This is a genomic window from uncultured Bradyrhizobium sp. (genome assembly GCF_947648125.1).
Lineage (GTDB): Bacteria > Pseudomonadota > Alphaproteobacteria > Rhizobiales > Xanthobacteraceae > Bradyrhizobium.
On record NZ_CANSMR010000002.1, the window covers coordinates 341,663 to 360,385 of the forward strand.

An 18,723-nucleotide genomic window follows, 5' to 3' on the forward strand; every position below is an offset into this window, starting at 1 on the left:
GCGCAGGGCTTAACGGGGGGCATGACATGATCGGGGCCAGCCTGAAAACACGTATCGCGGCCATCATCATCGCCGGGCTCGCGGCGCTGCTCGCCGCGCCCGCGCTGGCCTTCGACTACGCCCGCTACAAGGACGCCGATCTCGACGATGTGCTGGCGCAGCCGCGGCCCAAGACCGGCGTCGACCTCAACGGCTCGAAGCCATTGCGGCTTGAGGTCGTGCTGGTCTCCTACGAGGAAGCTTGCGCGATCCAGACACTCCAATCGACCATGCGGATGCAGGGCTACACGACAGAGCAGATCGATGGCGTCCAGGCCTCGCGCTGCATCAAGGTGCGCTCGGCGAAAGGCAAGGAGGCGATCCTTTTCATCCAGGACGTGGTGCGCGCTTTCCTGCCCCGCGAAGTGCCACTGGGCAGCAGCCTGACCCTGTTCACGATCCATATCTTCACTGCGCACGAGGGACCCGGCCTGCTGGTCAATGAATTCCAGGCCCCCAAGGCCGCTCCCGCCACGGCCGCCAAGGAAGCAACGAATCCACCTTGTGGATGCGGCACGACGGACTTTCATCCCGGCGTCGACATGACCTCGGAAAAGGAAGGTGCGCCGGTGGCCACGATGGATGATGGCGTCGTGATCAGGGTCGAGCAGGATGACCAGGCCTCGGTCGACGCTCTCAACATCGGCCACTGCGGGCGTTATGTCGTGGTGAAGCACATCTATCCCAATGGGCACGTCGTCTTCAGCCGCTATGCCCAGCTCGGCCGCGTCGTCGGCGCCAACGGCCAGCCGGTTGCGGTCGGCGCCAAGATCAGGAAGCAGGACAAGATCGGCGAGATCGGCCCGCGCAAATTGCTGCATTTCGAGATCCGTCCCGCCGTCATCGGAGCGCTCAAGACGGATGCGGCGTGGCAGGCGCGCTACGGCAGCGACCCGTCGATGGACTGGTCGCGCTACGATCCCGTCAATCCCCAGACCTTCGATGCGGACCTGTTCGCCGGCCGCGCGCGCAAGCCATGAGGACCAAATCGTGAGGACCCAAACCGGAGAACCAACGTCTCCGCTCAAGCCGCAAGCCACATATGACGACTTCGCCCGCCTCGACATCAGGATCGGCAAGGTCGTCGAGGTGCAGCCGTTTCCCCGCGCCCGCAATCCCTCATACAAGGTCGGCGTCGATGTCGGCGCCGGGCGGACCATGTGGTCGAGCGCGCAGATCACGAATTACGAGCCGGCGGCGCTGGTCGGCTCGCTGGTGGTGTGCATCTGCAATCTCGGGCCGAAGAACATCGCGGGTTTCACCTCGGAACTGCTGATCCTGGGCGCCAAGGATGCCGGCGGCCAGGTGATCGTGCTCGGCCCGCGCAGCCAGGTCGCGGTCGGCGAGCCAATCTTCTGACGTCGCCTCGATCACGGCCGCGTGATTCAAATCGTCTGGATTCCCCGTAGTTTACCGATGGGGGATCACCCGGATTCTAAGTGCCCGCGCGCGCTGCTATTCCAGCGCACGAGAATCGCTTCGGCATGGGAATCGGAAGATGTCTGCAGTTTTCTTTCACTGCTCCGACGACAAGCACGTCATCCTGGATCGCACCGGCGCCGCGATGGATTTTACGGAGGTGCGGGTGTATGCGGAGCAGCTTGCGCGCAGCTTTGTCATGACACCGAGCGTAGAAGACTGGCGCAACTGGGCGGTCCACGTCACCGACGATATCGGTACCGAGATCTTCGAGCTGCCGTTCGCCGCCGTTCTCGGCGAATTGCACTGAGGGCGTGCCATGACGTCGATGGAACTCACCCTGCAGCCCTTGCGGCGCCACTTCGCCCGCCTCGTGGCGCGCTGCGTCGCGCTGATCGAGCGCTTCTTCAACCCCTATCGCCCCGAGCTGTATTACATGCGCGGGCCCGGCCCGAAATGCCGCGCCAGGCGGCAGGCCATGCTGCGCGACTAGAGCATTTTCGGTTCTGATAGAATCAGAACCGAAGCTCTAGTTTGTTGTTTAACGCGTTTTCTTCACGCGAACCGGTGTCCACTTCGCTCGAAAACGCTCTAGTCCGAGGGCTTGAGCGACGAGAAAAGGCCGATGGGCGTTACGCCACCGGCCTTCTCCTGCGGCTGCCGGTTCCCGGAGTCCGGTTCCGCCGCAATTCCACCTGGCCCCAAGCTTGCGACGACAGTTTTAATCAAATCTTAACGGCATGGCGGTGAGCTGGATGACAGGACTCGTTCGCCGTGCCGCGCGTGTAGTCGTTCATCGCGCTGGATGTGCTGCACATCGTTTTTGCGCCGATCGCCCGACGATTGTGCGCGATGCATCTTAGGGAACGCCCGACTCAGTGTTACCCTGTGATGCAAACCGAAACGGAGACTTCGGAATGCCGTACTACACCTTCGATCTCGTGGTGGGGGACGAGTTCCGCAATCAAGGAACGATCATCCTCGAAGACATCAGCCTCGCTTCCGATCGCGCCGATCAGCTCGCCAACGAGCTGTCGCAGGTCAAGCCGGAGTTGAAGGCGCGCGGCTGCGCCGTGCGCGTCACCGACATCGACCGGCGCGAGCTCTACCGGACGCCGCTCGATCCTGTGCCGCGGTGGCGCAGGGCGGGCTAGCGTCCGCACGCTTGAGGTTCAACTGATCGCGCCGGCCCGCGCGCGGTCTTGATCTTGCTGCGTGCGAGGCGGCCGGTGTTGCCGCCTCAGCAAGACCAATCTGCGCGCGGCCCGATCACTTCTTCATGTTCAACCGGCCGATGAAGTCGCGTTTGCCGAGCGGCGCGCCCTTGTGGCGGAGGATGTCGTAGGCGGTGGTCGAGTGGAAGAAGAAGTTCGGCAGCGAGAACGACATCAGGAATCCCTCGGCCGTGAACGGCATCGTGCGTTCGCCGAGCTTGAACATCACTTCGCGCCCGAGCAACGCGTTGACCGCGTCCGGCGTCAGCGCCGACAATTCGCTGTGCGCGTCCTTCACCAGCGCCTGCAGCGCGGCGTAGTCCAGATCGGGCTTGCCGGACGGCGGGACGAACACACCGTTCTTGGCGGCTTCCATCGCGCCGCGGGAATGATGCGCGAGCGAGACCACCTGAAAGCGGAACGGCAGCATGTCCGGAAACAGCCGGGTCTCGACGATCTCGGCCGGATCGATGCCGTTCGCCTTGAAGTGCGCGAGGCTCTTGTCGAGAAAGCCCGAGGCGGCGCCGAGGATCTGCAGATAGTTGGCAACGGTCGCGTCGTAGAGTGAAAAGGTCATGGCGAATTCCCCCAGATAGAAAATTTGTTTGCTGCTTGTCCTGAACACAGTTCCCGGAAACTCCGGCGAAGGCAAGCGGCATCGGGGGCGCAAATCGAATGGATCCGGCGCACAGCGCCAGAGCACTCCGGCAGGCGTTGCGCGCTCCCGCGGTCAGCTCTGATGCGGTCCGCGCATCATCTTCATGGCGTCCTCGATATGGCGCCACTCGCGGGCCTCTTCGGTCTCGCCCTTGCTCTCGCAAGCGATGGCGTTCTGCGCCGCCTCGGCAATCGCCTGCAGGCCGTGCTTCTCCAGCATCTGCCGCGCGATGGTGTGGATCTGCATCTCGGCTATCATGGCGCTCTCCTCTGCTGTCCGACGCCGTAGGGACAGGCTGACCGCGCTCCCGCGGACTGACTTCAAAACGGCCGAACGCCGCGTCTGGTTCCAGCATCCCGGCCGGCGCGACACAATCAGCGGTTTCCACGCGCCGTGGCGGCGGTTACAGAGAGGCGGACCCCGCTCCCTCCCGAGTTGCCGGACCCATGGCGCAGAACATCTATGACGATCCCGGCTTCTTCGCCGGCTATAGCCAGCTGCCGCGGCAGGTCCGCGGACTGCTCGGCGCGCCCGAATGGCCAGCGATCCGCGCCATGCTGCCCGACATCACCGGCAAGCGCGTGGTCGATCTCGGCTGCGGCTTCGGCTGGGTGTCGCGCTGGATGCGCGAGCAAGGCGCCTCCGGCGTGCTCGGCGTCGACCTCTCGCAGAACATGATCGTGCGCGCCACGGCGATGACGCAGGATCCGGCCATCGCCTACGAGATCGCCGACCTCGAGACGCTGGAGCTGCCGAAGGCCACATTCGACCTCGCCTACAGCGCCCTCACCTTCCACTACATCAGGGACTTCGATCGCCTGGCGCGGATGCTGTATCGCACGCTCGTCCCGGAGGGGCACCTGGTCTTCACCATCGAGCATCCGATCTACATGGCCGCCACCCATCCCGACTGGGGACAGGACCAGGACGGTCGCAAGACCTGGCCGGTCAACCGCTACTTCATCGAGGGCGAACGCCGGACCGACTGGTATGTGAAGGGCGTGCTGAAATATCACCGCACCATCGGCACCGCGCTCAATGCGTTGATCGGCGCCGGCTTCACGCTTCGCCATGTCGAGGAATTCTCCCCGACACGGGAGCAGATCAAGGCTGTGCCCGAACTGGCCGACGAACTGGAACGGCCGATGATGATGCTGGTGTCAGCGCAGCGCTAGCGCATGATCCGGAAAAGTGCGAAGCGGTTTTCCCTCGCGACAAACGCGTAGCGTTTGCGCGGAGATCATGCGCAAACGGCAATAGAGCATTACGCCGCGAGCAGCTTGTCGAATTCCTCGGGCGGGTATGATTTCCCGTCCTTGTCGGTGATCACCACCTGCCATCCCTCGCTCGCCCAGACCTTGGCCTTGGCGATGATGATGAAGGTGCTCTCCCGCTCGATCCTGACCGTTTCGTTCTCGCGTTCTGCGATCATCTTGTAGGCCAATGCTTGTCCCTCGCCGACGTCATCCATTCGCCGCTGTGTTGGCAGCGGCGTTGGGCCGCAATTCGCCGGGAGCATGACAATTTGGTGGAAGCACAGGCGCCGGATACGGCAGAGCGCAACGTGCGGTCGCGGCTAGCTCAACTTGCCCATCAAGGTCGGTATATCCAGCATGCGCCTGGCCTTGCCGCAGCCCGCAGCGCACTCTACGTGCATGCTCAAAGAAAAACCCCGCCTCGGTGGGACGCCAAGGCGGGGAAGGTTCATTGGGTAGAAATCCACGCGCCTGGAAAAAGAGAGCGCGGGGAAGTAGCGGCAACAATTCTATTTGCAGCCAGCGTTCGGACAACAGGATTAAAGCGCGCGCAGCGCCGGGACTTTTTCCCGATCCGTCCGGCAAAAATCCCGAACCTGGCTTACGACGCAGCTCACTGCACCACGTCGAGCCTGACATTCGCGACGCCCTTGCCGATCATGCCGAGCGACTGTGCGGCAGAATACGAGACGTCGACGATGCGCCCGGGAACGTAAGGTCCGCGGTCGTTGACGCGTACGGTCACCGAGCGGCCGGTCTTGACGTCGGTAACGCGCAGCTTGGTGCCGAACGGCAAGGTCGGATGCGCGGCGGTCAGTTCGTGCGCGTTGAACTTCTCGCCGCTCGCGGTCTCCTGCTCGTCGCTGTAGAAGCTCGCGACGCCTTGCGAGGCGATCCTGGTGCCGGCGGTCTTGCGCGCGGCGTACGGCGTGTGCTTACGCGCGGTGGCGACATGTGTGCGCATCGCCGATGACGCAGCCCGCGACGGCTCGGCCCGGCTCGCGAGCGCCTGCGAGCGCTGGCTGACGACGGAGGATTGCGCACAGGCGGCAAGCGACGCCGCGCCGATCACGATGGCGCAGAGCCGAAGCGGCTTTCGCGCATGAGTCAACAAAATTGCGGGCGCAGCGTCGCGCGCGCTGCGTTTGACGTCGACGTACGAAATGACTGCATCGTCGCGTGACATGTTGCATCCCCAACTCGCGCCCCAGCCCAAGCCGAAAATCCAACACCCGCATGGCCGAATCCAATCGGGGCGGAACGGTGGCGGAGCGCGGTCGGACGTGCCGCCGGCGACCCGATTTCCCCTCGGGTGTGGTGGATGCGCCACACAACCAGTGAGATTCACCCGGAAACGCGATCATGGAGCTTCCCCGCGCGCCTGGGCGAGCGCCTGCCCCCCGGCTCCCGGCATCGGTTCCCGAAACTCCCCAACCTCTCCACCCTCTCGCCTTGCTTTGGTCAAACCGGACTGGAGTCGTGGGGTCAGGGCCAGGGGTCGATACAGAGCTCAAATTGCCGGCCGCCCATTTGCGGTTGACCTTGGACTGAAACGGGGACCGCCATGCAATCGACACTGAAAGACGCAGATCCGCACGATATTTTCGCGATCGAACCTAGCTTCGCTCCGGCACGCCCGGACAACGCCGCCGCGCCTGCACCCGCCGTCAAGGCAGCGCCGGGGCTGCGCGAACCATGGTTTGGCCCGAGCCTCGCGCCTTCTTCCACGCCACAGGTCGCGCCCGCCGCCCCCGTCGCGTCGCTGCCACCGGTGACACCGATACCAGCGGCGGCGCCGCCGGCCGCGCCGGAATACAGCACCGCGAGCCATGACGGCAGGCTGGACGACATCAGACTGGAGCGCGCGCCGCGTCCGACCAACAAATGGGCGATCCGCGCCTTCTGGTTCCTGTTCGCGATCGCCGGCGCCATGGGCACCGCGGCGTGGCAACACTACGGGCACCGCGTCAAGCAGGTGGTGGCGGAGTACGTGCCCCAGGTCGAGGCCCTGACGTCGCTGCTGCCGGGCAAGGCCACTCCCGCCGCCGACCAGGCGAGCCCGCCCGCGCAGGCGGCTGCCGCCGATCAGCCGGCCGAGGCTGCTCCGGCGGCTCCGCCACAGGACGTCGCCACGGCGCAGCCAGCGGCTGCCGCAGCACCCGCTGCCGCAGCGGCGCCAGTTGCGGCCGCCGCCCCGGCAACGACAGCCGCAGTGGCACCCGACCAAACGCAATTGCTGCAGTCGATGGCGCGCGATCTCGCCTCGATGGGACAGCAGATGGAGCAGCTCAAGACCAGCATCGATCAGCTCAAGGCGAGCCAGGATCAGCTGACGCAGCGGGTCGCACGGACAACCGAGACCAGGGCCGTCGAGCCTCGGCCGGTCGCGCCGCGCCCGCGTGCCGCGATCGCACCGCCCCCGACGGCGCCACGCACGGCTGTTGCTTCACCGCCGGTGCGCCGGTCGTACCCGCCGACCCAGGCCTACATCCCGCCGCCCCCGGCTGCATCAGCGGCCCCGCTGCCGGCGCCCGTTGCAGCCGCACCGCAGGTTGTCGCGCCGCGGCCGGTGCAATCGCAGCCGTCCTCTGTGGTCGATGCTGATGATAACGGCCCCGTGGTTCGGCCGCCGATGCCGCTGCGCTGACGGCCAGCTAACTGGTAATGAAAAGGCGCCGATCGCGATGACGCGATCGGCGCCTTTTGCACATCAAATGCGAACTACGCGCTCTGTCCCGGCGGCAGCACGACCACGGTCGCGCCCGGTTTGACGTGCTGGTAGAGATCGATGACATCGGCGTTGTTCATGCGGATACAGCCCGACGAGATCGCCTGCCCGATATATTCGGGCTGGTTGGTGCCGTGGATGCGGTAGAGCGTGTCCTTGTTGCCCTGATAGAGGTAGATGCCGCGGGCACCGAGCGGATTGGCCGGTCCGCCGGCGACACGCGCCGGATACGGCCCGAGCCGCTCCTGGATGTCCTTGGTCGGAACCCAATCCGGCCATTCGGCGAGACGGCCCACAGTGGCAACGCCGGAGAAGGCCATGGCCTCCTCGCCGACGGCGACGCCGTAGCGGATCGCCTTGCCGCCGGGCAGCACGTAATAGAGGTAGCGCGCGTCGGTATCGACCAGGATCGAGCCCGGCTGCTCCTTCCGCGTGTAATCGACAATGTGGCGCTGGAACTGATCCGGAATCTTGGCGTCCGCATAGGGCGGATGCGCCAGCAATTGCCGATCGCGCGGCGTCATCGCGGCATCCGTCACCGGCGACAGCGTCGCCTGCATGCAGCCGCCAAGTGCGATCGAACCCATCAGCACCGCAGCAAGCCCCAACTTCGACACGATCATTCTCCCCTGCGTCAAGTTGTGGCACTTGCTGCCGAAATCGTGCTGAAATCGTGGCAGCCCCGACTGGAACACGGCTGTTTGATCGGTTCCTTCCGCAAGTGTGTCCTTCCGGTTGCAGTCGGTTCCCGCGGACGCTAGCCTTGCGGCAAAATTGTCTAAACACCGGGAGGAATTCGAATGCGTTACGCTCTGCTGATCGGCGGCCTGATTGTCGCGGCAACACCGGCCCACGCCGATCCGCGCGCGGCCTATGTCACCATGGTGCTGCAGGCCTTTGCCGCCAAGGTCGAGTGCCCCGGCACCGATCTGGTCTATCAGGACCTCGTGCAGCGCGCGCAGGACATGCACCTGCCCGACGGCACCACCGAGCAGGTGCGCAAGGCGATCGCCTTCATGCATACCGGCGGCAAGATGGGCGAGAAGCAGGCCGACGACCTGATGACGGAAGTCGCGATCGCAACCCAGACCACCGACCTCGACCAGCGCCGCGCCGGCAGCATGACGACCTGGTGCCAGGACCAGAAGACGCGGCTTGCGGGCTACATCAGGACGAAAGAGTAATTTCGATTCTCAATCGAGCTCCGGCGGCGCGAACCAGTTGGTCAGCGACAGGCCGCCGTCGACCACGATCGATGCGCCGGTGACGTAGCCGGAGAGCTTGTGCGAGAGCACAGCCAGCGCCATCGGCGCGAGATCGTCCGCCTGACCAAGCCGCCCGAGCGGAATGTGCTTGGCCAGCGCGGGATCCGCAACGAAGCCGCCGGCCGCGATCGCGCCGGGCACCAGCGCATTGACGCGGATGCCGTAACGGCCCCAGCTCTTGGCAAGCTCCTTCACCAGCATCGCCATGCCCGCCTTCGCCGTCGAGTAATGCGGCAGGTTGCGCGGCGTGCCCGCGTGCAGCGAGGTGAGCAGCAGAAACGAGCCCAGCGTCTTCGCCGCGATCAGCTTGCGCGCCAGTTCGCGCGACAGATGAAAACCGGCATCGAGATTGACCGCGTGCATCTGCCGCCAGGTCTCTTCATCGACCGCCATCGCATGATCCGCCTCGCGACGCGGCGGCGAAGCGCTGTGGACGAAGTGCGTCACCTGCCCGACCGTGGCTTGCGCATGCGCCAGCAGGGCGTCGCACGCCGCACGTTGCGCGAGATCGCCGACCCAGGGCACGGCAAGCTCGGGACGCGGAGCGGCCTTGATCGCGGCCAGGACCTTGTCCTCATGCAGGTCGGCGAACACCGTGCGCACACCTTCGCCGACCAGGGCCTGCGCGATGGCCCGGCCGATGCCGTTGCCGGCGCCGGTCACGAGGGCTGCCTCGCGCGCGGGATCGAAGGGCGATGTGAAGAGGCTCATGAACGCGAAACTCCCGGGCTTGCAGATCTGCGCTCAGTATGGCGGCGCCTTGCGCGCCCGCTGTGCCTTGGCGGCTTCGATCCACCAGGTGAAGTCGTCGGCAAAGCGTGGAAAGGCGCGTTCGAGCGACTTGCCGCCCTCGCCGATCGGCTTGCCTTCGGCGGACAAGGTCTGCGCGATCGGGCCCGCGCTGATCGTGCTCGACACCACCACCATGCCCATCTCCGACAACGTGCCGTGCCAGGCGGTCGCGGCGCGCGCACCGGCGAACCGCCCGGCCGAATAGCTTGCGATCGCCGCCGGACGCCAGAACCATTCCTCAAGGAAATGATCGGTCAGGTTCTTCAGCCCGGGCTGCATGCCCCAATTGTACTCGCCGGTGACGAACAGGAAGCCGTCGGCGTCGCGGATCTTGCCGGCAAGCGTTTCGAGCACGGCCGGCGCCTGGCCCTTGGGATGCTCCTTGTACATCCGATCGAGCATCGGCAGGCCGACCTCCTTGGCGTCGATCAACTCGACGTCGTTGCCGCGCGCGCGAAGGCCGTCGACGACGAAGTGCGCCAGGCGGATGCCCATGCGATCCGAACGATAGGAGCCGTAGAGAACGAGAATGCGGTGGGTCATGATGGCGCGATCCTACCACGGCGCTGCGACAGCCGTCCCGCGGCCGGCGCGCAGATGTTAACCGGCATTCCGGCGCGTTTTCCCGGCATTAAGCAATTCGTCGCAGGTCGCCCGCCGCGGCCAAAAATCGCCAGATTTGTTTTCTGGATATGCATTTGCTTCGAGAAGGAGAACCCGACATGCGGATCGCAAAGCTGGTCTTCGCAGGCTCGCTCGCGGCCATCGCTGCAATTGCCACGCCAGCGCTGGCGAAGAGCGCCGAGCGGCAGAAGGCCGACGAAAAAGCCGCCACCACAACCAATTCGGCCGGCTGCCAGGCCTACCAACAGGCTGCCGACGGCACCTGGAACCAGCTTCCCTGCGGCGAAGCGGGCACGGGCGGCGCGACCCAGCACCGCGCCGCGACCAAGGGCGCTGACGAAGACTCACGCTAGAGTCTCTGTGGGAACCGCCGCGCGTACGCCAATCGGCGGACACGGTATCGTACAGCTGTCGCCGCATTCCCGGTCTTAACCTCTCTCCTTACGGAGGGAGCCGGATGTTCAAACGAGTGGCAATCGCGGTACTTGGGCTTTCGCTCGCGCTTCCATTGATACCATCGGAAGCCGCGGAGCAGCATCGCGGCGGCGACGCCGCGCTCGGAGCGTTGTCGGGCGGGATCATATTCGGCCCCATTGGAGCCGTCGCCGGCGCCGTCGTCGGCTACACGGCCGGACCGTCCATCTCTCACTCGCTCGGCGTCCGTAGCCATCAGACACATGCGCGGCGGACCAAATCCGTCAGACAGGCGCAGGCATCCACGAAGTATCGTCAACCCGCACCGGACCGTCAGGCGGCACTCCCTGCGGCGGCGCCGGCAGCGGCACCGGCACCGGCACCGCCGCCGTCTCCCCTCGAGACGGCAACGACAATGCCGCCGGTCCAGCCGCTGGAATAGGCGACGGCCCAGCCGGAGTACCTCCGGTTGTCGCCGCTCGAGTGAACGCCCGATCATAAACCCAAGCTTAATGCGCACCCGGTACGGTTGAGGCCTCTCCTCTCCCGTCAAGAAATGGCGCGCATCCCATGAAAATCGGTACTCTCCTGACGGCCGCGATCGTCTCTTTGTCCGCGGTCGGCGGCGGCCTGGCGGCCTATGTCGCGGCGACCAAGTACCAGACCATGGACAAGGTCTCGACCGCCCAGAGCCGGCTCGAGATCGTCCGCGCCGTCGGTGATATCCCGCGCTACATGAACCCCGAGCGTGGCTACGCCACCAACCTGCTGCTCGCGGGCGGCACGATCGATCCAAAGCAGATCGCCGAGCTCGACCGTCAGCGCCAGCTGACCGACGGCGCGCTGGCCAAGGTCAACCAGGTGCGCGCCACCCTGCCGGGATCGCTCGACGATGGCGAGGCCATCGCGCGCGAGATCGACGCGCTGAAGGTGAAGTTTGCCGGGCTGCGCGACGCCATCGCGACTGCAATCTCAGGTCCGGCCGATGCCCGCCGCGCGGCCGCCGGCAAGATCGTCGCCGACAATTCCGTGTTCAACGCCGGTGTCACGACGCTGCTCGACGAGCAGGTGCGGCGCCTCGCCGGCCTCGACGGCAATGCCTATCGTCAGGCCAGCTACGCCAATGTCGCCTGGATGTTGCGCGACACCGGCGGCCTCAATGCCAGCCTGCACAAGGCGCTGGTCGGCGCCAAGCGCGTCGCGACCGATCAGGAAAAGCTGGAACTCTACCGCTCGACCGGCCGCACCGAGCAGATCCTCGCGACGCTGCAGGAATTGCGCAACAATCCGGCGACGCCTCCCAACGTCATGACGGCGCTCGGCAAGATGCAGGCCGACTATGTCGAGCGCTTCGGCAAGGCGCTGAAGCTCGCCAAGGAAGGCGCAGTGACCGGCAAGTACGAGGTGGATCTCGACACCTACTATCCGGAATCGCAGATCGGCCTCGCCGCCATCATCACCGTGCGCGACGCATTCTACGAGAACGCCGAGCAGGTGCTTGCGAGCGCCTATTCGTCGGCGCGCTTCAGCTTCGTGATCGCACTGACCGGGCTGCTCGCGGTCATTGCCGTCAGCGCCGGCCTCATCGTCGTGGTCCGCCGCCGCATCCTCAACCCGATCGCCGCCCTCACCGGCCGGATGTCGCGCCTCGCCGCGGGCGACGTCGCCGAGGCGATCCCGGGCGCCGCACGCAACGACGAGATCGGCGCGATGGCCGCCGCCGTGCAGGTGTTCAAGGACAACAGGATCGAAGCCGATCGCCTCGCGTCCGAGAAGGAAGCCGAGAACGACGTCAAGATGCGCCGCGCCCGCGTGCTCGACGATCTGACCCGCGCCTTCGAGGCGAAGGTCACCGAACTGGTCGGCGGATTGTCCGCGGCGTCATCGGTGATGGAGGACACCGCGCAATCGATGTCGGCCACCGCGGCCGCCACCAACCGCCAGGCCGCGGTCGTCGCCGCGGCGTCGGATCAGACATCGACCAACGTGCAGACGGTCGCGAGCGCGACCGAGGAATTGACCTCCTCGATCTCGGAGATCGCTCGCCAGGTCGCGACCTCGACCGAGATCGCCGCGCGCGCCGTCGACCATGCCCGTCGCACCGGCGACACCGCGCGCTCGCTCGCCGAAGGCGCCCAGAAGATCGGCGACGTCGTGACGCTGATCCAGAGCATCGCGGCACAGACCAACCTGCTCGCGCTCAACGCCACCATCGAGGCGGCCCGCGCCGGCGAGGCCGGTCGCGGCTTTGCCGTCGTCGCTTCGGAGGTGAAATCGCTCGCCGGTCAGACCGCGAAGGCGACCACGGAGATTTCCGAGCAGATCACCGCGATCCAGACCGCAAGCGACGAGACCGTGACAGCGATCCGGAGCGTCGTCGACGTCATCACCGAGATCGACCAGATCGGCACCGCGATTGCCGCCGCGATCGAGGAACAGGGCTCGGCGACCAAGGAGATCTCGCGCAGCGTTCAGGAAGCCGCGCGCGGCACCCAGGAGGTCAACTCCAACATCTCCGGCGTGCAGCGCGCCGCCGACGACACCGGCGCGGCAGCAACCCAGGTGCTGGGCGCGGCCGAGCAGCTCTCGACACAGTCCAAGGACCTCGCCGGCCAGGTCAACCGCTTCCTCTCCGACGTGCGCGCGGCGTAGTCGCGAATCCGTAGGACGGGTAGAGCGCGGCGAAACCCATCGCTCCGCGGCGAGTGTTGATGGGTTTCGCTTCGCTCGACCCATCCTACATTCGTCATGACGTGATCGAATGGTGACGTGGCTCACTCCACGTGCTAGCCGCCGCGCAGGCCAAGCACGCGGCGGGCGATCGCCTGGCGATGGACCTCGCTCGGGCCTTCGTACACCCGCATCAGGCGGGCCTTCTGCCAGAGCGCGTTGAGCGGCAATTCCAGGGTCACGCCGAGTGCGCCGAGCGTCTGCATGGCGTGGTCGCAGGCCTCATAGGCCATCTCGGTCGCGAACACCTTGATCATCGAGGCCTCATGGCGGATGTCCTCGCCGCGATCGGTCTTGTCGGCGGCCTCGCGCACCATCAGCCGGCACGCATGCATGCGCGTGGAGATGTCGGCGATCCACCACTGGATCGCCTGGCGCTCGGCGAGTTTGACGCCGAAGGTCTCGCGCTGCTTGGCGTGCTCGCACATCATGTCGAGCGCGCGCTTGGTGATGCCGACGCAGGTCGATCCCATCTCGAGCCGCCGCGTGCGCAGGCGTAGCTGCATCGGCGCATAGCCCTTGCCGACCTCGCCGAGCACCGAGTCCTTCGGGATGCGGCAGTCCTCGAACACGATCTCATAGGTCGAGCCGCCGCCGACCATCGGGATCTCGCGCTCAATGATGAAGCCCGCCGTGCCCTTCTCGACGATGAAGGACGTGATGCCGCCCTGGCGCTGGTCGTTGCCGACGCGCGCCATCACGATGATGAAGTCGGCGGCCCGCGCATTGCTGATCCAGATCTTGCGGCCGTTCAGCACCCATTGCTCGCCGTCGAGCACCGCGCGCGTCTTCATGCCCGCGGGATCGCCGCCGGCGCCGGGCTCGGAGATCGCGATCGCCGACGCCATCCGGCCCTCGATATAGGGCTGCAGATACTTCTTCTTCTGCGCGTCGGTGCCGACCGCCTGCAGCATGCGCAGGTTCGGCGAGTCCGGCGGCAGCACGAACGGCACGCAGCTGCGGCCGAGTTCTTCGTGCACCGCGGCCATCGTGCGCGTCGGCAAATCGTGGCCGCCGAGATCCTCGGGCGCATCGAGGCCCCAGAGGCCGAGCTCCTTGGAGACATCGCGCAGCCGCTTGCGCTGCTCCGTGGTGAGCTCGGGATGATCGCTGCCGGGCAGTTTCGATTTCAGATATTGCGGCTCCAGCGGGATGAGTTCGCGATCGACGAATCTGGCGACGGTCTCGCGGATCATGGCTGTCTGTTCGTCATCGCTCATCTGGGATTCCTCGCCTGTGCTGTTTCGCTTCACAAAACCAGTAGCGCATTTTTTATCGGCAGGAATAGCGGAAACGCGCGCACGCGCTCACGCTCGTGCAAGAGTTTCATGGTGCGGAATTCAATATCCCGCGGCGCGGTCAGCGCGTGCGCAATTGCGCAGAACGTGGCAACGTGTCGAGCAATTGATCGCGCAGCACGATGTGCTGTCGCCGGGAATACGATCGACGACCCGACGCGCAAATCGCAGTTGCTCGCTCGCGGAACAGCGCGCACCCGTCGCTGCAAATGCCGCTGCGCAGCGCCGCAAGTGGCCCGACCCTACTCGGCAAAGCCGACATAGCGGACAAAATCGCTGTTGGCCTCGCGGTCCGACCGCACCGCGTTGGCGGCAAAGCTGTCGTCGGGATAGCCCATCGCGACGCAAGTCATGATCACCTGGTCTTCCGGGATGTTGGCGACCTCGCGCACGATGTCGGAACGCATGATGCCCTGGCCGTTGATCACGCTGCCGAGGCCGCGATCCCAGGCCGCCAGCACGATGCCGTAGCAGAGCGCGCCGAGGTCGAAATGGCAGACCGCGCCGGGATCGAGGATCCGGTCATAGGCCAGGACCAGCGACACCGGGGCGTCGAACTGGCGGAAGCCGCGCAGCACCCAATCCTGGCGCATCGGCTTGTCGTCGCGGGCGATCCCCATGGCCCCGAACAGCTTCTTGGCGATGTCGACCTGACGCCCGCGATGCACGCCCTGGTACTCGCCGTGGCTGACGATATCGCGCTTGGCCTTGGCGCCGGCGATCATCTCCTCCATGTTGCGGCGCCGCACTTCCTCCAAGGGCGCCCCGGTCAGGACATGGACGTGCCAGGGCTGGGTGTTCATCGAGGACGGCGCGCGCTTGGCCACCTCGATGATCTCCTCGACGGTCGCCCGGGACACCAGCTGCTTCTTGAACCCGCGCACGCTTTTGCGTGTCTGTACCAGCGTCTCGAACTCCATTCCGCGTTTCCCCCATTTTGTTCCGCGCTGCACGCGGAATTTTCTCACGGCTATCCGGGTATTTTATAGACAAATTCGGCTGTGGGAACTTGATCGGGCCAAGAATCCGATATCCAATCCGTCCACTGGTTTGGTTTAGGGAGAACCCAGATGAAGCGGATTTTCTTGGCGGCCGTGATCGCGACCTTTGCCGCCGGTTCGGCATTTGCACAGGACGCCTCCTGCGAGACGAAAGCCGTCGGCAAGGACGGCAAGCCGCTGGCCGGCGCGGCCAAGACCTCGTTCATGAAGAAATGCACGATGGATACCTGCGAGACCAAGGCGGTGGGCTCCGACGGCAAGAAGCTCGCCGGTGCGGCCAAGACCTCGTTCATGAAGAAGTGCCAGAGCGGCGCCTGAGCCTCTCGCCGGCGCTTATTTAGCCCCCCTCAATCGGGACAGATCATCGGGTCGCGCAGGACGCGGCCCGAACCGCTATTGATCGGTGTCCTCAGAACGAGACGCCGACCCGGACGCCCCTGCTCCAGACCCGACGGCAACGCTTCCTGGTGTTGCCGTGAAACATCTCGAAACGTTCGGGCAACTGGACCGGCTTGGCAAATTCCAGGCAGGCCCCGCCGGCGGAATAATCCACCAGCCGGCATTCGATCAGCGGCGCCTTCGGTTCGAGCTGGAGCTTGACCACGCTGGAGACGCATCCTGTCGGACGAACACGCGCAAATCGTCGGGGATGCATCGGGCCGCCTCTGGTGGAATCGTACCAATAGATTCGCAACCGCCCGTTAAGATTTCGTTCAGGCGAATTGTTACGATTCGTGTCTGCCGCCGGACGGACCGGCGGGCACGACGCCGGCACGGCGCGAGGCCGCCAGCGTCACCGATGGCGCTTCCCCGAACTGCGACCGGTAGCTCCGCGAAAAATCGCTGAGGTGCCAGAACCCGTAGGCCAGCGCACAGGCCTTGACGCTCGGCGCGCCGGCAAGCAGCTGCTGGCGCACCAGCCAAAGCCTACGCAGACGCAGATAGCGATGCAGGCTGATGCCCCGGTAGCGCTGGATGGCGTCGTGCAGCGTGCGCACCGACACGCCGATCTGCCCGGCGAGCTCGCCGCTGTAGATCGGGTGAGCCACGTCGCCGGCCAGGACGGCGCGTGCGTCGTTGAAGACCTTGAATTGGCGCGTCGTGTTGGCCCGCGTCGCCCACTTGGCCGGCACGATCTCGGCGAACGCGTTGTCGATCGCGGCCAGCAGCGTTTCCTTGATCGACGCGCCCGTGGCGAACTCGGCAATCGTGACCTGATCCGAGGTGACGAGCAGAACCTGCCTCACCACCTCGCGCAACCGATCCTGCGCGCGCTGAGAGATCTCGTGAATGCTGAAATGGAGACCAGGTTTCGGCCAACCGCGGTCGACGATCTCGGGCGTGAACATCATCGAGACATATTGGCGGGGCGTCTCCTCCACCGAGGTGTAGAACGCGCCGCCGCCGCCGAGCACGACCACCGCACGATCGCGCTCGACGCCGTTGAACCGCATCGGAACGCCGTCATCCATCGTGAAGCCGACCGCAGTCGTATGCCGCGCAAGCTGCGCGTCGACGATCCGCGGGAATGACTGTGTGTAGTTGAGCTCGCATCCCGGCAAACTCAGGATGACCTGCTCGGCCGAAATCTTTCGTGCAAGTGGTGTGAAATCAACATCCAGATCCCGGATCGAACTCCGGAATGCATCGACATCGTCAAAACGAAAGACTCTCGGCACCAGCAATGGCGCCGTCAAATGACTGCTCCTGTGAAATGGTCTCTAAAATTGGCGCGCGGCGCCGCGCACAGCCCGCCGCATTGATAAATTGCATGCACAAAATGCGAATCGTCCAATCAACTCAATCAAGAAAAATGCGGTCCGCTCGTCGAACCCGACAATCTGGCAAAATAGCGCTGCTGCCGAATTTCGATAGTGTTTGCCGGGATATCCACCGTTGGGATCAGCCTCCACATCGATTTCTATACCCCTATTAAAGATTCGGGGAGCAGATTGACATCGGGAACGATGATGTTCCCCGTCGCGGAACATTTTAGGGACCGCAATGACAGCCATTGCCTCGCCCGATCTTATTGCCAAGCTCGACCAAGTCTTGAGAGCCGGTTCCCCAGACCTTCGCACCCGCATGTTGCAGGAGGTGGCCGGGCTGTTTCTCGACGACGCTCACCGCCTCAGCGAGCACCACGTCAAGCTGTTCGACGACATCCTGATCCGTCTGACCGAGAGCGTCGAGCTGCGCACCCTGACCACGCTCAGCCGCTCGCTCGCCGACTTGCATCTGGTGCCGCGGGAGCTCGCCCGCCGCCTCGCCAACCATGACGATGCCGATGTCGCCGCTCCGATCCTGCGAAAATGCGCCTGCATTCCGGACGCCGATCTGATCGACATTGCCTGGATGCGGGCCGAAGGACATCTCTGCGCGATCGCGGGACGCAAGGCCGTCAACCATGAGCTCACGGACATTCTGCTGATGCGCGGCGACAGCAATGTGCTTCGCGCTCTCGCGCGCAATCCCGGCGCCGACCTGACCAGCGCAGGCCTTGCCATGATGGTCGATGCCGCAGAGCGCGACGAGGACATCGCAGCCGCGCTGGTCGCTCGCAAGGACCTGCCTCACCGCGTTCTTGCCGACCTCATCAAGCAATCCACGCGGCGCCAGCAGACCCGGCTGCTCAAACTTGCACGCCGCGAGTTTCAGGACACGATCCGCGCCGCGATCGATGCCGGCCTCGCCGCGAAACCCGTTCAGGCAGTGTGAGTGGCGTCATGGCGTATGGTGACCGCAGGGCGGAGCGCGTCAAGCTTGAGACGCACCATCCCGTCAATCTCATGGGGGTCGACGGCACGTGGCGGCGGAGCTGCATCCTGCTCGACGTCTCGCAAAGCGGCGCCCGGCTCGAGGTCGACGGAACGCTTGATGTGCTGAAGGCGCAGGAGTTCTTCCTGGTGTTGTCCTCGCGGGGACTGGCGTTCCGCCGCTGCGAGCTGGTTCGTGTCGACGGCATCGAGATCGGCGTGAGATTCATCGAGGAACGCAAGCGAAAGGGCCGCGCCGTCATTCCGAAGTGAGACTTGCCGAAATGAGGATTGGCGGCATCCGGCCCGAGGGGAAGTCGACGACATGACCTTGCAGAGAGCAACAAGCATCGCGGTATCGGCGGTCTCCGCCGCACCATTGCGCGGCACCATCGCAGTCGACTGTGCCGGCACCGTCGCGACGTTCGAGATCGACGAAGAGCTCGCCCATCGCCTGTGCAGCGATCTCGAGCGGTTTCTGACCCAGGTCCCGCGCCGGACCAGCACGGCGCGGTCCGGCTGACATTGC

25 protein-coding genes are annotated in these 18,723 nt (G+C 65.2%); 14 read left to right on the forward strand and 11 right to left on the reverse strand.

Annotation, left to right across the window (positions count from 1 at the left end; genetic code table 11):
* Nucleotides 1-26: 26 nt before the first annotated feature.
* The 5 genes from Q0030_RS05150 (at nt 27) to Q0030_RS05170 (ending at nt 2,612) form a co-directional block, all read left to right on the forward strand.
* The gene (locus tag Q0030_RS05150; protein ID WP_298363656.1) at nt 27-1,019 is read left to right on the forward strand and encodes a M23 family metallopeptidase; all 993 of its coding nucleotides are present in this window, start codon (nt 27-29) and stop codon (nt 1,017-1,019) included.
* Between the two features lie 10 nt (nt 1,020-1,029).
* On the forward strand, nt 1,030-1,398 hold the full coding sequence (locus Q0030_RS05155) for a tRNA-binding protein (protein WP_298363657.1): 369 nt from the start codon (nt 1,030-1,032) through the stop codon (nt 1,396-1,398).
* Nucleotides 1,399-1,537: 139 nt separating this feature from the next.
* A complete protein-coding gene (locus tag Q0030_RS05160) occupies nt 1,538-1,768 on the forward strand; it encodes a hypothetical protein (protein ID WP_298363658.1) in 231 nt (76 codons plus the stop codon).
* Between the two features lie 9 nt (nt 1,769-1,777).
* Nucleotides 1,778-1,951 carry a hypothetical protein gene (locus Q0030_RS05165; RefSeq protein ID WP_298363659.1) on the forward strand — a complete coding sequence of 58 codons (174 nt, stop codon included), beginning with the start codon at nt 1,778-1,780 and terminating at the stop codon, nt 1,949-1,951.
* A gap of 424 nt (nt 1,952-2,375) precedes the next feature.
* Nucleotides 2,376-2,612, forward strand: coding sequence for a hypothetical protein (locus Q0030_RS05170; RefSeq protein WP_016840755.1), 237 nt, complete (start codon nt 2,376-2,378; stop codon nt 2,610-2,612).
* A 115-nt stretch (nt 2,613-2,727) separates the two neighbouring features.
* On the opposite strand, the gene Q0030_RS05175 is transcribed toward Q0030_RS05170, so the two are convergent.
* Both Q0030_RS05175 and Q0030_RS05180 read right to left on the reverse strand, forming a co-directional pair.
* Nucleotides 2,728-3,249, reverse strand: coding sequence for a DUF1993 domain-containing protein (locus tag Q0030_RS05175; RefSeq protein WP_298363661.1), 522 nt, complete (start codon nt 3,247-3,249; stop codon nt 2,728-2,730).
* A gap of 153 nt (nt 3,250-3,402) precedes the next feature.
* Nucleotides 3,403-3,588 (reverse strand): hypothetical protein, encoded by a 186-nt coding sequence (locus Q0030_RS05180; protein WP_092125583.1) that lies wholly within the window; start codon nt 3,586-3,588, stop codon nt 3,403-3,405.
* 188 nt (nt 3,589-3,776) lie between these two features.
* Here Q0030_RS05180 and Q0030_RS05185 point away from each other — a divergent pair, with 188 nt between their 5' ends.
* Complete coding sequence (locus Q0030_RS05185; protein ID WP_298363664.1) at nt 3,777-4,505, forward strand: class I SAM-dependent methyltransferase; 729 nt, start codon at nt 3,777-3,779, stop codon at nt 4,503-4,505.
* Nucleotides 4,506-4,594: 89 nt separating this feature from the next.
* Here Q0030_RS05185 and Q0030_RS05190 read toward each other — a convergent pair whose 3' ends face one another.
* Both Q0030_RS05190 and Q0030_RS05195 read right to left on the reverse strand, forming a co-directional pair.
* Entirely contained in the window at nt 4,595-4,801 is a 207-nt protein-coding gene (locus Q0030_RS05190; protein WP_050401388.1) for a hypothetical protein, read from the reverse strand.
* Nucleotides 4,802-5,199: 398 nt separating this feature from the next.
* On the reverse strand, nt 5,200-5,772 hold the full coding sequence (locus Q0030_RS05195; RefSeq protein WP_298363674.1) for a septal ring lytic transglycosylase RlpA family protein: 573 nt from the start codon (nt 5,770-5,772) through the stop codon (nt 5,200-5,202).
* A gap of 378 nt (nt 5,773-6,150) precedes the next feature.
* Here Q0030_RS05195 and Q0030_RS05200 point away from each other — a divergent pair, with 378 nt between their 5' ends.
* A complete protein-coding gene (locus Q0030_RS05200) occupies nt 6,151-7,233 on the forward strand; it encodes a hypothetical protein (RefSeq protein ID WP_298363680.1) in 1,083 nt (360 codons plus the stop codon).
* A 74-nt stretch (nt 7,234-7,307) separates the two neighbouring features.
* Here Q0030_RS05200 and Q0030_RS05205 read toward each other — a convergent pair whose 3' ends face one another.
* A complete protein-coding gene (locus tag Q0030_RS05205) occupies nt 7,308-7,931 on the reverse strand; it encodes a L,D-transpeptidase (protein WP_298363683.1) in 624 nt (207 codons plus the stop codon).
* Between the two features lie 183 nt (nt 7,932-8,114).
* On the opposite strand from Q0030_RS05205, the gene Q0030_RS05210 reads away from it, so the two are divergent.
* On the forward strand, nt 8,115-8,498 hold the full coding sequence (locus Q0030_RS05210) for a hypothetical protein (RefSeq protein ID WP_212317603.1): 384 nt from the start codon (nt 8,115-8,117) through the stop codon (nt 8,496-8,498).
* 9 nt (nt 8,499-8,507) lie between these two features.
* Here the strand turns inward: Q0030_RS05210 and Q0030_RS05215 are convergent, their stop codons facing one another.
* Together Q0030_RS05215 and Q0030_RS05220 are read right to left on the reverse strand one after the other, a co-directional pair.
* Nucleotides 8,508-9,290, reverse strand: coding sequence for an SDR family oxidoreductase (locus Q0030_RS05215; protein ID WP_298363685.1), 783 nt, complete (start codon nt 9,288-9,290; stop codon nt 8,508-8,510).
* Between the two features lie 33 nt (nt 9,291-9,323).
* Complete coding sequence (locus tag Q0030_RS05220) at nt 9,324-9,914, reverse strand: NAD(P)H-dependent oxidoreductase (protein ID WP_298363686.1); 591 nt, start codon at nt 9,912-9,914, stop codon at nt 9,324-9,326.
* 179 nt (nt 9,915-10,093) lie between these two features.
* Between Q0030_RS05220 and Q0030_RS05225 the strand changes: the two genes are divergently transcribed.
* Both Q0030_RS05225 and Q0030_RS05235 read left to right on the forward strand, forming a co-directional pair.
* Nucleotides 10,094-10,348, forward strand: a complete 255-nt coding sequence (locus Q0030_RS05225; protein WP_298363688.1) for a hypothetical protein — start codon at nt 10,094-10,096, stop codon at nt 10,346-10,348.
* Between the two features lie 631 nt (nt 10,349-10,979).
* Nucleotides 10,980-13,061: a HAMP domain-containing methyl-accepting chemotaxis protein gene (locus Q0030_RS05235; RefSeq protein ID WP_298363693.1), complete on the forward strand. Its 2,082-nt coding sequence runs from the start codon at nt 10,980-10,982 to the stop codon at nt 13,059-13,061.
* 134 nt (nt 13,062-13,195) lie between these two features.
* Here the strand turns inward: Q0030_RS05235 and Q0030_RS05240 are convergent, their stop codons facing one another.
* Both Q0030_RS05240 and Q0030_RS05245 read right to left on the reverse strand, forming a co-directional pair.
* A complete protein-coding gene (locus Q0030_RS05240) occupies nt 13,196-14,359 on the reverse strand; it encodes an acyl-CoA dehydrogenase family protein (RefSeq protein ID WP_298363695.1) in 1,164 nt (387 codons plus the stop codon).
* A gap of 320 nt (nt 14,360-14,679) precedes the next feature.
* Nucleotides 14,680-15,357, reverse strand: a complete 678-nt coding sequence (locus Q0030_RS05245) for a nitroreductase (protein WP_298363697.1) — start codon at nt 15,355-15,357, stop codon at nt 14,680-14,682.
* A gap of 150 nt (nt 15,358-15,507) precedes the next feature.
* Here Q0030_RS05245 and Q0030_RS05250 point away from each other — a divergent pair, with 150 nt between their 5' ends.
* Nucleotides 15,508-15,756 carry a hypothetical protein gene (locus Q0030_RS05250; protein ID WP_076860250.1) on the forward strand — a complete coding sequence of 83 codons (249 nt, stop codon included), beginning with the start codon at nt 15,508-15,510 and terminating at the stop codon, nt 15,754-15,756.
* 91 nt (nt 15,757-15,847) lie between these two features.
* Here the strand turns inward: Q0030_RS05250 and Q0030_RS05255 are convergent, their stop codons facing one another.
* Nucleotides 15,848-16,093, reverse strand: a complete 246-nt coding sequence (locus Q0030_RS05255) for a PilZ domain-containing protein (RefSeq protein WP_298363700.1) — start codon at nt 16,091-16,093, stop codon at nt 15,848-15,850.
* Nucleotides 16,094-16,163: 70 nt separating this feature from the next.
* Nucleotides 16,164-17,135 carry a helix-turn-helix domain-containing protein gene (locus tag Q0030_RS05260; protein ID WP_298363702.1) on the reverse strand — a complete coding sequence of 324 codons (972 nt, stop codon included), beginning with the start codon at nt 17,133-17,135 and terminating at the stop codon, nt 16,164-16,166.
* 307 nt (nt 17,136-17,442) lie between these two features.
* Between Q0030_RS05260 and Q0030_RS05265 the strand changes: the two genes are divergently transcribed.
* Genes Q0030_RS05265 through Q0030_RS05275 form a run of 3 tightly spaced genes read left to right on the forward strand, consistent with a single transcriptional unit; the run spans nt 17,443 to nt 18,717 of the window.
* Nucleotides 17,443-18,156: a DUF2336 domain-containing protein gene (locus tag Q0030_RS05265; RefSeq protein WP_298363703.1), complete on the forward strand. Its 714-nt coding sequence runs from the start codon at nt 17,443-17,445 to the stop codon at nt 18,154-18,156.
* A gap of 8 nt (nt 18,157-18,164) precedes the next feature.
* Nucleotides 18,165-18,467, forward strand: a complete 303-nt coding sequence (locus Q0030_RS05270; protein ID WP_298363705.1) for a PilZ domain-containing protein — start codon at nt 18,165-18,167, stop codon at nt 18,465-18,467.
* 52 nt (nt 18,468-18,519) lie between these two features.
* Nucleotides 18,520-18,717, forward strand: coding sequence for a hypothetical protein (locus Q0030_RS05275; protein ID WP_298363707.1), 198 nt, complete (start codon nt 18,520-18,522; stop codon nt 18,715-18,717).
* Nucleotides 18,718-18,723 lie beyond the last annotated feature (6 nt).